This is a genomic window from Pseudoalteromonas sp. SWN166 (assembly GCF_015864485.1).
Classification (GTDB): Bacteria; Pseudomonadota; Gammaproteobacteria; order Enterobacterales; family Alteromonadaceae; genus Pseudoalteromonas.
Map to the genome: position 1 here is coordinate 1 of NZ_JADYXB010000058.1, position 14,036 is coordinate 14,036.

At 37.2% G+C, this 14,036-nt stretch carries 12 protein-coding genes; 5 read left to right on the forward strand and 7 right to left on the reverse strand.

Annotated elements, in window-relative coordinates:
• Positions 1 to 482: 482 nt before the first annotated feature.
• Positions 483 to 2,111, reverse strand: a complete 1,629-nt coding sequence (locus I6F49_RS19335) for a hypothetical protein (protein WP_197181653.1) — start codon at positions 2,109 to 2,111, stop codon at positions 483 to 485.
• A 325-nt stretch (positions 2,112 to 2,436) separates the two neighbouring features.
• On the opposite strand from I6F49_RS19335, the gene I6F49_RS19340 reads away from it, so the two are divergent.
• Positions 2,437 to 2,886: an antitoxin Xre/MbcA/ParS toxin-binding domain-containing protein gene (locus I6F49_RS19340; RefSeq protein WP_197181654.1), complete on the forward strand. Its 450-nt coding sequence runs from the start codon at positions 2,437 to 2,439 to the stop codon at positions 2,884 to 2,886.
• Between the two features lie 581 nt (positions 2,887 to 3,467).
• Here the strand turns inward: I6F49_RS19340 and cas6f are convergent.
• The 6 genes from cas6f to I6F49_RS19370 form a co-directional block, all read right to left on the reverse strand.
• Positions 3,468 to 4,079 (reverse strand): type I-F CRISPR-associated endoribonuclease Cas6/Csy4, encoded by a 612-nt coding sequence (gene cas6f / locus I6F49_RS19345; protein ID WP_197181655.1) that lies wholly within the window; start codon positions 4,077 to 4,079, stop codon positions 3,468 to 3,470.
• A gap of 2 nt (positions 4,080 to 4,081) precedes the next feature.
• A complete protein-coding gene (gene csy3 / locus I6F49_RS19350) occupies positions 4,082 to 5,134 on the reverse strand; it encodes a type I-F CRISPR-associated protein Csy3 (protein WP_197181656.1) in 1,053 nt (350 codons plus the stop codon).
• A gap of 14 nt (positions 5,135 to 5,148) precedes the next feature.
• Positions 5,149 to 7,236 carry a type I-F CRISPR-associated protein Csy2 gene (locus I6F49_RS19355; RefSeq protein ID WP_197181657.1) on the reverse strand — a complete coding sequence of 696 codons (2,088 nt, stop codon included), beginning with the start codon at positions 7,234 to 7,236 and terminating at the stop codon, positions 5,149 to 5,151.
• A gap of 4 nt (positions 7,237 to 7,240) precedes the next feature.
• Entirely contained in the window at positions 7,241 to 8,470 is a 1,230-nt protein-coding gene (locus I6F49_RS19360; protein WP_197181658.1) for a TniQ family protein, read from the reverse strand.
• Between the two features lie 506 nt (positions 8,471 to 8,976).
• Positions 8,977 to 9,750, reverse strand: a complete 774-nt coding sequence (locus I6F49_RS19365; RefSeq protein ID WP_197181659.1) for a J domain-containing protein — start codon at positions 9,748 to 9,750, stop codon at positions 8,977 to 8,979.
• Between the two features lie 77 nt (positions 9,751 to 9,827).
• On the reverse strand, positions 9,828 to 10,085 hold the full coding sequence (locus I6F49_RS19370) for a helix-turn-helix domain-containing protein (protein ID WP_197181660.1): 258 nt from the start codon (positions 10,083 to 10,085) through the stop codon (positions 9,828 to 9,830).
• 156 nt (positions 10,086 to 10,241) lie between these two features.
• Here I6F49_RS19370 and I6F49_RS19375 point away from each other — a divergent pair, with 156 nt between their 5' ends.
• The 4 genes from I6F49_RS19375 to I6F49_RS19390 all read left to right on the forward strand — a co-directional run bounded on the left by I6F49_RS19375 (position 10,242) and on the right by I6F49_RS19390 (position 13,856).
• Positions 10,242 to 10,574 (forward strand): hypothetical protein, encoded by a 333-nt coding sequence (locus I6F49_RS19375; protein WP_197181661.1) that lies wholly within the window; start codon positions 10,242 to 10,244, stop codon positions 10,572 to 10,574.
• Positions 10,575 to 10,627: 53 nt separating this feature from the next.
• A protein-coding gene (locus tag I6F49_RS19380) for an IS3 family transposase (RefSeq protein WP_197181662.1) occupies positions 10,628 to 12,171 on the forward strand; the annotation gives its coding sequence in 2 pieces (ribosomal slippage) (positions 10,628 to 11,093 and positions 11,093 to 12,171; 1,545 coding nt in all).
• A 126-nt stretch (positions 12,172 to 12,297) separates the two neighbouring features.
• Positions 12,298 to 12,480, forward strand: a complete 183-nt coding sequence (locus I6F49_RS19385; RefSeq protein WP_197181663.1) for a hypothetical protein — start codon at positions 12,298 to 12,300, stop codon at positions 12,478 to 12,480.
• Positions 12,474 to 13,856: a DEAD/DEAH box helicase gene (locus tag I6F49_RS19390; protein ID WP_197181664.1), complete on the forward strand. Its 1,383-nt coding sequence runs from the start codon at positions 12,474 to 12,476 to the stop codon at positions 13,854 to 13,856. Before I6F49_RS19385 ends, I6F49_RS19390 begins: the two co-directional genes overlap by 7 nt.
• Positions 13,857 to 14,036: the final 180 nt, after the last annotated feature.

A 14,036-nucleotide genomic window follows, 5' to 3' on the forward strand; every position in this document is an offset into this window, starting at 1 on the left:
ATCAACGGATATTACAACAACGTTAGGCCGCATCATTATAATGCCGGTTTAGCGCCAAATGAATCTGAGGTTAGATATCAAGATTCTAAAACTGTGGCCAAATTTTATTGACCACTACAAAGCGTGACAAACACCGAATATACATATCAATCACTTAAAAATAACCTGCAACCATTCCCCGACATAAAATACAACCATACGATGACATAGAAATTAAGGATTATGTGTGTTTAAGGCTGCCGTTGGCAAATCGCTATCGTCAGTACGTACATAAAGAATAGGTAGAATTTCAGTATTTACGATTATAGGGCTGAATTCCAGCCTATCCTAATACTTGGTTTTCGCTCAAACCGAACTTCGCAAAAGTGCCATTTGCAGTCATTCATGATCAACTCGTTTCTGCCCCAAAACGTGTTTAGACGAGTACGTCAAAAGAACGAACAACGGACATCTACTCTCTTGCAAATCTTGGTAGTGCTTTCCTAATCTAATCCAAGCCTTTTTAGTCGTATTTCGTTTAGCTTGGACTCCTGCGCGATCTTCTTCAAAGCCGATTTGGCATTTGCTTCAGCATGTTCACCAGATGACTGTTTTAATAATTTTCTCCAGGGTTCTCCGCTTTCTTCTTTAAAGAAATCATAGAAATCTGACTCCGTGATTTGAGACATTCTTGCCTTATCTTCTTCACTAGTGTCATAACTTTTACATACTCTAATCAGGAATTCTCTGGTGGGTTCCAAGCAAGGGGAATTATTTAGTGCTGTTGTAACACTTTCGATTAGTTCATCATCAATTTCATGATCAAAGTCATCATACTTATCGAGATAATTTAGACGTCCGATCTCTAGGTTTTTTGAGACAAAGACCTCTATTAGCTCGGAAGCTTTAGTTCGTTCTCCCAACTCTCGCAGTAATCGAACAGAATTACTTAAGTTAGCAGCACTTATTGAGCTCATTGCATTTGTTGTAATTTTCATGAAGCGCTCAACAAACTCCGTCTCCTCACAAAAAGAGTTGTGAAACTCTTTCCAGATTTCACGATAAGCATTTTCCTGAATAGATTCAATTAACTTTTTATTGGTTTTTTCGGCTGTCGCTTTAAAAGATTCAATGTCGATAAATCCAGACTCAACTACTTGAAAGAGTGCTTTATCTAAGTCGTCTACATAGATGAACTGGTATGCAACCAATAAACCTCTCCACCTTTTATGGTCATTGGTATCTTCCGTAGACAATCTACTAAATGAATTGGCTGTAAGAAAATCGATGGGCGGAATACGTTTATTTGAACTGGAGCAGTAATAGCTTGTAGTGAACAAGGTGATAGTGTGACAAATTTGTCTAGATATCTCTGGATCTAAGTCGCCACAATGTTGTAAGCACTTTGACATTAAAGAGTATGCTTTAGAAATCACACGCATATTTGTGAGGCTAAGGGTTTCTGCACACTCACGAACTGTTTCGATCAACGCAAAATCGTTAGGGATAATTAGGTCTATACATTCTGACGGAGTAGGATTAAAAGTTATCTCCTTATCTATAACTTTCTCCTTAAATTCTTTGTAGTCAGGGCTATCAGAAATACTCGCTTCATTTAGCAAGAGAACAACCTTGCATTTCTTTTGCTCTTTCAATTGAGAGACTATGCCAAGAATATCTTTAGAACTGAGTGCATTACCTTTCCTTTCAAGATCGTCAATACAGATTAAGCTGTTGGACACGTACATATAAGACATTGCATCGAGTACTGAAGAAGCATTTTTTAAAAATGGCAAGTTTTTGATTTGTTTCAGGCTTTTTTGTCCGAGGGATTTACTCATACTTACAGTATTATCTTTTAACGATTTCAAGCTTGGATCTGAGCCTATCAAAGTGCTATCAATAAGGTTTTCGAATAGGGTTGCCTTCAATACTTCTAAAGAGTTGACTCCAAATAAACTGACGTATGAATACTTATCAAATTTTAACGCTTTATCATCCCTACAGTTGACTAACTCTTGATTCCAAGCAAAAGTTTTACCAACTCCCCAAGCCCCACTTATGGCAAGAACTTCTGGCTCACTGGAACTTAAAAATTCTAATATGTGTTGTTGGATGATTTGTAGTGACATTATTCAATATCCTTATTGGTACGACTTATTTATATCTCTGTTTCTAAGTAAAATTAAATTAACACATAGCTCTTTGTATATACATGTATTACTTTAGGCAAAGCGTCCAACGTTATTCTCTTGATACAAATCAATGTGTAATAGTCATTTTTTTGATAAATAGCTTTTAAAAGGCTATATATGGCACAGAAGCGTCCTTTGACTCTAACTCATAATTGTCCAAAAATGAGTTTACATGACCGTCTGCTTCTCGCTCTAAACCGACTATCAGCCAGTTACTTGAGATGCTATATTAAATATAACTTTAGCAAGCTTAGAGATGTGCATGCCTAGCTATATTCAACCTAGTGCTAATCGTAAATTTGTAGAGATACTCAGCGATGGAACAATTAATTTAAACTCAAACCCTTTGGATGAAATTGAATTGATTCAGCGTGGCTTAGATATAAACTGTGTTGAGAAATTTAGACTTGAGTTACGCTGGGATCTGCAATCGTTTACTAAGGCGATTGGTACAAATACAAAAGCTTTCGAACGCTATATAAAAGAACATAAACGTTTAAATGTAACCTTAAGTGAAAATATCGTTGAATTAGCTCATTTGGCATCGGCTTGTATTGATTACTTTGAGAGTGTTGAACGGTGGAACACATGGCTAAATACACGCTCTTTGCAATTTAGTTCAGAAATGCCTTTGACGTTTGTTAACACTATTGCCGGACGGGAGTTGATCAAAAAAACTGTAGACAACCTCACCCATGGTTATAATGCTTGAATTAAAAAATCTCAGATGTTGTTTGATGTAGCTTGATATTAGAATCTTCGAACTTACAGCGTAATATCACCAATATCATTAATTGGGGAACTTAATACTCTCTAAAAATAGAGTCTGTAATCTTAAATATATTTCTACTTCTTAAATCAAAAACCAGCCTTCTAACTCAAGGCTGGTTTTTAAACTTCTACTTACTGCCTTTTCGGCAGAATTACATTAACTTAAACATCGAATCGATTGTTTTTATCTTCAGCTGCCTATACGGCAGGTCACCTAAGTAAAAGATTACGCCAATCATCACCTGAATTCTCAACTGCCTATGCGGCAGGCCACTGGTAAGAGAATGCGACATATCATCGACGTGGATTCTCAGCTGCCTATACGGCAGGCCACGGCAAATTACCTCCAGGGCAAATTACCTCCAGATTCTCAGCTGCCTATACGGCAGGCCACTATAGAAATAGCTAATCTTATTTATATAATTCATATAATTAAAAAGCAAATTCAATTTTACCCATATTTTTAATGCTTGTTAAGAGAGCTTTAATATCAATGACTTATAATAACGCTATAAATAAAGGTTAATTACTCTCTATTAAGGGTGATAGATCAGGAACCGTGCCTTTAAACTTTTCATTTGAGGCAAAACCATAATTACTAAAGACAGGCTCTGCTTGAAAATCGGCATTTTGCTTTTGAATATGCAGAATATAATCTTCTTGTGAACTCTTACTAGTCATAGCTACCCTATGAAAAATATCAACCTCTCTTGGAGCTACGAGTTTTTTAGGATTAAAGTCTTCACCTCTTGCTAAGGCTCTTTTTTGCAGTCGCTTTAACCTTCTTCTACTTTCACCTGTGAATATTTTTGCTACTGCTCGATTATGTACAAAACGTAATTCTTGGAAGCCTTCAGGTACGGCTAAAACTTGGCTTATTTTAAAAAAGCCACAATCTTGCATGTCCACAAAATACGTCTGCTCTTTAAGGCTGTTTAAAATCTCTATATCCTTATGAACAAAAGCAATTACATTACCAATTGATGTGTCCGACCATGCAGGAAACGTTACTCCCACTCCTTCAATATTATGCTTCAAAATAAACCCATGCATGATAGAAATACAACGGCCAGTTAGCAGCTCTAGATTAGCTTGTTTTGGTAAAAAGTGGACTGTGAAGTAATACCTTTTCATAACTACGCCTTTTTAGCCTCTGCTTTTTTCTGGAACATTCCACCCTTAATCAATACAGAAAATAAATAATAAATAGCTGGGTCTATATTTTCATTTTTATTAGTAATGCAATTTTTAAGGGCTGACAAATACCATTCAGTGTTTTTGAAAATAGAATAAAAGTTCTGCTCAGAATCGGGAGGACGCCGGGCAATCCCTATTTCTTTATCTGCACCAAATTCATGCACACGTAATCTTTTACTTGCATCCTCATCCCACCAATCATCAATTGACTGAAGCGCTGCACCTATTTTTACTGAATTAAAACTTACAGAGTAACGGCCATCTGCACACTTAGCTTTTACAAACTGTTTAGAGGCCTCTCCTTGCTTAACTTTATCGTTAAGGATTTGGCTTGGGTAAACCTCTTGGCAAAATGAAGCTTCTATTTTCGCGGTTATATCGGCACTCCAAAACACATTGGGATCAGTTAATGCGCTCTCAATTTCATTACTAAGCTCTTCCAATACTTTTAGATCATCAGAAGCCCACTTACTTTCCCAAGCTAACTTACGAGTGTTACCGATTAAATAACAACTGCCTTTGCTGGTTTTAATTTCAATTTGAGTGTTGCCGGTGTTTTGATTACGCCAAAGCCATGTACCTAACAAAATATTTCGACAATATCTTACTGCTAGCTCTTTATAACCGCCGCATTCTTTAAATGTTTTTGCTAACTCTTTTAATAAAGAAAAAACCTCTGGATCACTACAGCCTGAAGGGACCAACGAGTTAGCCTGAACCCTTAAAGAAAACCGACAAAATATATGTTCCACATTTGGAGGTACATAACACTCTTCTAGAGTTAATATATTATTATGAGTTAAGTCCTGAGGTGAGATGTTTTTTGGTGAAAACTGCGGAGTGAATGCTTCAGTAAAACCAGATTTTGGGCCTCTGATCTTATTTACGTCAGCCTCTAAAGGAACAAAATCAGAGTCAGCCGTTTTATAAAAAAACACAGCTTTACCAGGGTAAAGCGAGCGATCATATTTTAATATATTACATAGTTCCATTAAGTCTTTTCCGGTTAAACTTTTTTCATTAGCATAAACTTTTCTTGTGCATCTAGCACCCAAAAAGCGCTATTAAAATAGTTACTAATACCTTTTAACCTAACACTAATGGCCGTTTCGTATTTCACCACTCCTATTGCTGGTTCAGCATAACAATGCAGTCTTTCAAGTGATCCAACTCTAGCCATCGGTTCAGTGAGTAACATATACCCCATCATAGATGGGCTTAGTTTAGAATCACTATTTGATAATAAGAGTAGCTCATCTAAATCCTGTATTTTGTGCTCAGTTGGCATAACCCAACAACCAGATAAAGGGAGTCGCCTTAACTTTTCAAATAACTGATTTTCATTACTATACAAACAGCACCAATTTATATTTGAATCAAGCTCAGGCTGATGCATAACACCACCTGCAAAGTTAGATGGAAAGTGCGCTTTCAAAATGTCAGGCTCACTATCTACTGCCTGTAAATCATCCTCATAACCATCAATGTGTATTATTAAATCAAATATCAAATCGCAGTATTTGCCATCAATAATTCCTGGTCGCTTAAGCTTACTTTGCTGAGCGCCTTGAAGGCTAAGTTCAGGAAGCTTTTTTCCGGCTACAGTAGAATAATCTCTAATAAACCAAGAAAAAGATGTGAACCGTACATTTGTCCCTAGCGCCTCATTAAGTTTTCTTTGGTAGCTATGAATCATACCCCAAACAGCGGTTAAAGATGGAATACCTGAGCAGTAAGGGTTCGATAACGCTTGCGCATCAAACACACGTATACCGCTTAAATGTAAATAACGAAAATGTTCTTCATCTACTTCAATCGGTTCATTTTTTTGATCTGTAAGATTGATAAGGAGCCATTGTAAAGCTGCTTTCAAAGGGCTCATTAATTTAGGATGAAACGCATACCTTTGTGTCATGCTCACACCGCCAAGCATTTCATTTAGTAACCTAAATAAAGGAATCGTTAGCGAAGGGAGTTCGTCGTCGGGCAGCGATAGTATTTTGTACTCCAGTCGGTCTGAAGCACTCTCAAGCTGTTCTAAGTCATGCCCATTCTCAATAACGTCCAAGCGCCATTCAAATACAGGTGAAAACCATTCTAAAAGCGTGTTTCTCAGCTCTTTAATGTTTTTTACTTTTTGTTGTCTACGCTGTTTAAGAGCCAGCGCATTATTACTAAATATAATACCTTCTAAAGCTTTAATTAATTCCGGCTTTAATAGTGCCTCAACATTAAATACTGTTTGCCCATTATTTAATTTAAATGCTCGTGAGTTACTTAAACCATGATATTTACTTCGTATATAAGGAGGGTAATTAAGCACATTAACAACACCACCTAAGGAAGCTGCTAACATACTGACAGCAGCAGAACGCGTAAACTCTACATTGCTAAATCGAGCTCGTTTATCAATTGCCGCCTGTTGAATTTTTGATTGAACAACATGGCTAATTACAGGCGTAACAGCTAAGTAACCATCATGATAAGGCATTCTAATTTGGCGAGAGTAGCGGTCAACAGAGTCGGGAATGGCCTCTTCAGGCAATGATTTTTTAACGATTACACATAAGCTTTTAAATGCCTTAACGGATAACCCTAGAGAGGTAAATGCGGCTTTCCAGTTATCCGAGTTCGTAGCTAATACTTGTGCCAGACAACTGACTTGATTTTGCCATTTAAAGTAACTAACAAATAATTTAGCAAAATTAACTTTAGCTGAGTCATGTGACCAGCCATAGGCTTTAGGATAGTTAGCACTACTCAAAACATAAGATTGCAGTGTTGGAGGCTCTACGGCTAAATTTTGCTTACTGACTCTAATGTCAGGGTACTTTAAATTATGAGTATGAAACCACGCTATTTCCTTAATACATTTATTAATATGGTCTTCACTTTTTAAAGCCTGTTTTGCTAGCTGTTTATCCAGCAAGTCATCAACTTGGTTTTTTCGATAAGTCAGGTTTAATAAAATAATTAAAGCATTGCCTTCGCAACCTGTCATATCAACCGTTGTTGTGTAAGGATTAAAAGCACGACGTAATAATCTATCTCGCTCAGTGGTGTCTGTAATATCTAGCAGTTCTTTTAAATGCATATACTCACCATGCCGACAAATACATTCTAGCTTTATCATTTCCAAAACTAGTTTTGTACTCTATAACATGCCTTAAAAAAAACACACCCTTATAGGGATTGATTCGCTGGTTCATTTTATGACGAAATGCCGTTTGCAAAATACCATCTTGGTACAATCTATATACTTGCTCTACTGAAGTGCCTAACAAAGTTGCAGCCTCTAATACGCTTACCAATAAGTCGGCTGTGTTTGGTTTTTTAGCTTTAGGATTACCCTCAACCAAAGTAACTAAATAATCTAATAGAGCCCTATAAATAAAATGAAGTTCCCTCTGCATTTGAGTACTGGGGCAAGCTAAAATAGCATCACCAAAAATAAACTTAAACTCTGTTTTATTAAACAAATATATTAGCTTCATTTCTGCATTTTCACTTAATTCATCAAGCTCCTTGTAAAAAACAGCTGGCCACTTACTAAAATAATCCACAACATCGTCTAAACAAAAGTTATCTGTTTGAGAATACCGCTCCTGATACCAAAGAAGCGCAGCAAAACGTTCTGTAAGAGTCGTATTGTTAAATAGCGGGTTACTATCATTACGCTCACTTTTATCCAGCAATTTATTTAAATGCTCAATACTTAATGTATTTGCAGGTGAGATACTAGCGCAAGAAAGTTCAAAACCGCATGAACAATGAGTAATTGACTCATTCTCGATATAGTTAATTGGAGCGCAGCATTCTGGGCAGTTATGTAGCAAAGCACACTGATGTTTAGTGCACTCCTTTACCCATTTTATGTGCCAGTTTTGTTTTATGTAAGCTTCTTCTGCAAGACATTGTGGGCATACCGGAATTGAAGCAACTGCATCTTCTGGGTGGTAACGAATAAATTTATGGGGAATATCTACGCCATTTTTGTATAAGGCAGCTGAGGAGTTAAATTTAATATCTGACTTTAACAAAGCCAGCTTTTGTAGCTCATAGCGAGGTAAATCTAATAATGTTTCGAGCAAACATAAAGCCCGCATTCTAAAGTGGCTATTATGCTTGGCGTGGTAAACATTGAGCCTTTTTAAATCTATCGGGAATGCGCCATGCGCCTCAAAATCAAGCTCATGAAGCTCTTCGCGAATAGCTAAACTTAACCCTTCATACGAGTCAAAAAAATTCTCTGACACGACCCGTAATAAGTAACTTTCCAACGACTCATCAGAAAATGCCCGAGCCTTGGGAGAAAATAGAAAAGCCATCCCACACCTTAAAACTTAGAAATCCTAAGTACAAAGGTAAAGCCATCCCATTTAATATGCAAGCCACATCATCAAGAATATTATTGTAAAGCGACCCTATTTATATTATTCCAGATTCGCAGTATTACTCTATGAGCTTATAACTTCTCTGCTAGTTTAACAGTTCTAATAAACCTTCCGTTTTCAATTTCATAACTAACCACACTTTGTGCTTATATTCGGCTGACTCAACACTCCCGCGCAGTTTATTGGCGGCATCCCAAAGGGATTCTTCAAACCCGACTTGTGTTTTTTGCGGCTTTTTTAGTAACAGGCTTTTTTGATGCAGCGTCCATGTAGTCTCTATCTGCAAGAATATCAATATAAATTATTGGCTTATCATACCGCAAAGGTCGTGGATTTTTGAGTGTTAATTAGTAATAAATTGGTATTATAAGGAGTACTTAAGTGAATAGATGAAGGTTTTTTCCACCGTAAAATCATTGTAGTACTCATAAATAAAAGCCTCACATAAAAATATAAATCACACCGATAAATATAGTTATATAAATAAAATAGAGAAAACCTTTTCCATTTGAAGGGATAGTTTTAACTGAAATGTGATCTCCTACCTGATAATTTAGATACTCATTTAAGCTCTGATTATTTTTATCTTGATGTGAAAATTCTTCAGTGATTTTAGTGATTATAAACTTAGAGTCCACTTCTGAACCAAGGGTAGCAATTACCCTATTTAACTCTCTCGCGGCTTCTTTTTTATTGCCTATTATAAGCTCTATTGCAAATGCTTTAATATCCTTATTCTTTCCAAAATAAGTTTCTACGTAATTTTCAAGCATTTTATTTGCTACTAATTTAGCTGTAGAAAAGTTTTTAGTTTCTAAAACCTCTACCTTAAATGAAAAGCAGAGTGAACTAGATATTTGAGAGAGCCGCTTTTCTACCTGCAATAAATCAGGGCAATACTTACACGCTAAAACCCACTTTTCATTAAGTGAGTTGTGAATAGTATCATTTAGCTCAGAGTCACTATTTTTATTTCCGAACTCGAAATTAGCTTGAGAGTTATATTCATCATATTCTCTTCGCTTTACTTCACTTGATAAAACCTCATAGGCTTCATTTATCTCTGTAGCTTTTCTTAGGGCGTATTCTCGTTCGCCTTGATAAACATCAGGGTGATACTCTCTCATCAAGGCTTTATAAGCTGCTTTTATAACAATACGTTCTGCAGAAGGTAAGACACCAAGGACTTTATAATAATCTTTAGTGATATCCATATTTATATCCTGCTCTTTAGCATTTATACATCATTTAAAGAGTATATTTAATATATCTTTATCTGTTTTTTATACGATTAAATTTTCGACTGGAGTAGCTGAATGAGTTTGCGTTTACCTTCGTCATCAAGCTTTTCAATTAAGCATGCTAGTGTTGCACTTTCTTCTGACTCACAAAAAAAGTAATTTACGGGAACATTTAGCTCGGTCGCTAGATTTTTGAGTGTTGCAAGATCGGGCATATGACGACCTGTTTCGTAATGATTCATTCTGCCGCTAGCAGAACTTGGATCCATCCCCATTTTAATACCTAACTCTTTTTGGCTTATTTTCATTCGCTTTCGAGCCTCTTTAAGACGCTCTGTAAAAAAGGATTTAACCTGCACCGTTGCTTCATCTTGGTAACTCTCACATTTAAATGATTGTCTAGTTTTTACATGAGCATGTATACTTAGGAATCCTAAGTTTATGGTGAGTGGTAAGGTTTAGCAATGAGTAAAAAAGCGAATATGAATGTATTTTTACATTTTCTTTTGGTAATCAAGCAGATGGATAAATTCACTGTAACGCAAGCGAAAGACGCTTTATTACGTGAACAGCCTACGTTTGCCGATGCGGTAGAAACCCGAAAATTTATATATCGTCAATTAACTCGTAATGTTGCAAAAGGACTTTTAAAACGAACCAATAAATTACGCAAGGGTGTTAAGGAAGTTATTTATTCAAAAACAGAGCTTTTTTTTAATTTAGAAATTGTGCCGAATTCAAGGGGAAGTAGTGCAAAATGCATTGAAATTACTAATAATCCCTCTCTGTCAGACTAGTTGTCGCGCCCTCTACTTAATCATTAAAATTAAGTAGAGGGCGTGGAAAAACAATGCCAATTTATTCAACGCAGCAAAAAGAGTCGGCTCTTCAGAAAATGATGCCGCCCAATAATATATCGATATCAAAATTGTCTATCGAAATGGGTATTGGTGAATCAACCTTGTATAATTGGCGAAAACAAGCAATTGATAAGGGGCATCTAGTGCCAGGTGATGGAAGTAATGCAGAGCAATGGTCTTCAGCAAATAAGTTCGCAGTTGTGCTGGAAACAGCGACGTTAAATCAAGCTGAATTAGCTGGATATTGTCGTAAGAAAGGACTTTATGCAGAACAAATAGCGGCTTGGCGCAGTGCTTGTATGGATGCTAACGCTAATGTAAAAGAGCAAGAGAAAGCCTTCACCATCGAAGCAAAGAAAGATAAAAAACAGATCAACCAATTAGAAAAAGAGCTACGCCGAAAAGATAAGGCGCTCGCTGAAACAGCAGCACTACTGGTGTTAAGAAAAAAAGCAAATGCGATCTGGGGGGAAGCCGAGGACGAATGATCCTCGACTCAGCTCGCATTCAAGCGGTTGAATTAATCAGTGAAGCGGTATTTTATGGTGCAGCAAGGTTTAAAGCCTGTGCTGAGCTTGAAATTAGCGTAAGAACTTATCAGCGCTGGATTGTTGAAGGTGGCGTTAAAAGTGATGGTAGGCCAAGCGCTAATCGCCCTACACCTAAAAATAAGTTATCAAGCGAAGAACGAGACCATTTATTAGCTACTGTTAATAGTGATGAATTTAAAAGCCTACCACCTAGTCAAATAGTCCCTGCGTTGGCTGATAAAGGTGTTTATATTGCATCAGAGTCGACCTATTATCGTGTACTACATGAAGAGAAGTTACAGAATGCTCGTGGGCGTAGCCAAATTAAAGAGCGAAAAACACCAACAACGCATTGCGCGACAGGCCCTAATCAAGTGTGGTGTTGGGATATAACTTGGCTTCCAGGACCAGCCAAAGGGCTACATTTTTATCTGTATTTAATACTCGATATATTTAGCCGAAAAATTGTTGGATGGGAAATACATGATGAGGAATCGGCTGAGAACGCTTCGCGATTGATTAATAAAACGCACTTAAAAGAAGGTGTTAGAGATAGCCCGTTGGTGTTACATTCAGATAATGGTAGCCCAATGAAAGGTTCATCAATGCTTGAAACACTCCATAGTTTAGGTGTTGTATCTTCTTTTAGTCGACCACGAGTGAGTAATGATAACGCTTACGCAGAATCAATTTTTAAAACGTGTAAGTATCGACCTGGTTATCCTTATAAAGGATTTTTAACAATAGAAGAAGCACGTGACTGGGTGCTTAAATTTAGTCATTGGTATAATTTTAACCACAAGCATAGTGGCATCAAATACGTTAGCCCACATCAGAGGCATTCTGGATTGGCGGGTGAAATATTGGCTAATAGAAAAGAGGTATATCAAGGTGCTAAGGATGCTCATCCTGAGCGCTGGAGTGGTAATGTTCGTAATTGGGATTTACCAAAAGAAGTGTACTTAAACCCTGAACAAGAAATCGTCAAAGCGGAGAGTGCATAACATAGTGATCGCGACAACTAGTTTGACAAACACCGTAATAACTCTACTAACGCCACAGTCGAAAAGCTTGTAATTACTGAGTACCAAGAAGAGCTTAAAAAGGATTTACTAACATACGAAATTGATTTGAGTACTTTGCTTGAAGAAGCTAAAGAGTACAAACGCCTTACAACACGTTACCCTAAGCTACATGAGCAATTGCAACTACATCACACTCAAGCTAAAGAAAAGTCTATTAAATTACTTGGTAAAATAAATGCTTTGCAGACTTTACTGGGTAATAAAATAACAGAAAAACAACCATGTTAAGGGATTGGCAAACAAGCTGTTTATCGACAGTTAAAAAGCATTATTCCCAAAGCTATAAGCACTTTTTTTGTTTAGCTACACCAGGGGCCGGTAAAACCGTATTGGCGGCAGAAGTTGCAGCTTATTTATTTGATACTAAGCAAATAGACTTTGTGATTTGTTTTTCACCCTCTAGTGAGGTTGCAAATGGCATTAGAAAGACGTTTGCTAAACGGTTAAATTGTAATTTTGGCGGTGTTATTGGCTCAGTTGGTTGCTCGTATACTTATCAAAACATGCGTTTTTTTAATGACGACTATTGGAAGTTATTAAAGAACAACCGCGTGTTAGTGGTGTTTGATGAAATACACCACTGTGCTGGTTCAAGCATTGAGGATGCCAATGTATGGGGGCAAGATATTGTTAAAAATATTCAACAGCAAGCCGCTTTCACGTTAGCTTTAACAGGCACACCTTGGCGCTCTGACCTTCTCCCTATTGCGCTAGCAACTTATAGTGACCCAGATAATAAAATTCAATGCAATTACACTTACTCGCTGCAACAGGCAGTAAATGATGGCGTTTGCCGTAACCCTAAAATTGTTTTAATTGATAATGAAGAAATTTCGGTAACAACAGCAAAACAGGAAACTAAAACCTACCACTCATTAAAGTCTTTGCTAAAAGACACATCGATTTCCTACCAAGATCTGATTAAACACGAAGCCGTAATCAATTACATTGTTGCTCAAGGGGTAAGTAAGCTCGCCACTATTAGGCTGCAAAACAGCAATGCAGCAGGGCTAATTGTGGCCTCTTCTGTTGAGCATGCAGAGCAGATAGTGATAGTTCTTACAGAGCTTTTTCATCAATCAGCAACCATAGTAACTTACAAAGAAAGTGATGCTGGCGATAGAATCAATCATTTTCGCTTTAGCAACACACAATGGATTGTAAGCGTTGGAATGGTGTCGGAAGGCACTGACATACCAAGGCTACAGATATGCTGCCATTTAAGCCGAGTTAAAACCGAGCTTTATTTTAGGCAGGTGCTTGGCCGTATATTAAGAGTTAACAACTCCCCCAACCAAGAAGCTTGGCTATTCACCCTCGCCGAAGAAACACTAAGCACCTTTTCAAATAGAATCGACCAAGAGCTACCTGACACTTGCGTACTGATAAGAAATAACGCCATAGCGAATGAATATTTTGGAACAGAGACTCATAAAAAGACAAGCTCCACGCGGCCCGATAGTCAGCCGATTGCTCAAATTGATGATTTACTATTTTCATGGAGAGAAAACGAATCAAATCAGCTGAAAACTGAGCCTCAAGAAGCAAGCTTTTTACATGCCTTTGGCGGGTTTAGAGAGCGGGTGATAGAGACGTTTTTATGATGTGGTAATTGTGTATTTAAATTCCCGCAAACCAGTCTGCAATTTTATTTCTAGTGTCTAGGGTAGTGTTTAGAAATCTGTGTCATTTCAGTATTATTAAGAAAACAGGAGTGACACATGACTCAATCTTTCGATTTCAACAAAGCATTAGCTGAACTTCAAGCTGGTAAAGGTCTTACT

Coding starts and splice junctions, on each gene's coding strand:
- I6F49_RS19335 (WP_197181653.1), bottom strand. CDS start 2,111: ATGTCACTACAAATCATCCAACAACACATATTAGAATTTTTAAGTTCC.
- I6F49_RS19340 (WP_197181654.1), top strand. CDS start 2,437: ATGCCTAGCTATATTCAACCTAGTGCTAATCGTAAATTTGTAGAGATA.
- cas6f (WP_197181655.1), bottom strand. CDS start 4,079: ATGAAAAGGTATTACTTCACAGTCCACTTTTTACCAAAACAAGCTAAT.
- csy3 (WP_197181656.1), bottom strand. CDS start 5,134: ATGGAACTATGTAATATATTAAAATATGATCGCTCGCTTTACCCTGGT.
- I6F49_RS19355 (WP_197181657.1), bottom strand. CDS start 7,236: ATGCATTTAAAAGAACTGCTAGATATTACAGACACCACTGAGCGAGAT.
- I6F49_RS19360 (WP_197181658.1), bottom strand. CDS start 8,470: ATGGCTTTTCTATTTTCTCCCAAGGCTCGGGCATTTTCTGATGAGTCG.
- I6F49_RS19365 (WP_197181659.1), bottom strand. CDS start 9,750: ATGGATATCACTAAAGATTATTATAAAGTCCTTGGTGTCTTACCTTCT.
- I6F49_RS19370 (WP_197181660.1), bottom strand. CDS start 10,085: ATGAAAATAAGCCAAAAAGAGTTAGGTATTAAAATGGGGATGGATCCA.
- I6F49_RS19375 (WP_197181661.1), top strand. CDS start 10,242: ATGAGTAAAAAAGCGAATATGAATGTATTTTTACATTTTCTTTTGGTA.
- I6F49_RS19390 (WP_197181664.1), top strand. CDS start 12,474: ATGTTAAGGGATTGGCAAACAAGCTGTTTATCGACAGTTAAAAAGCAT.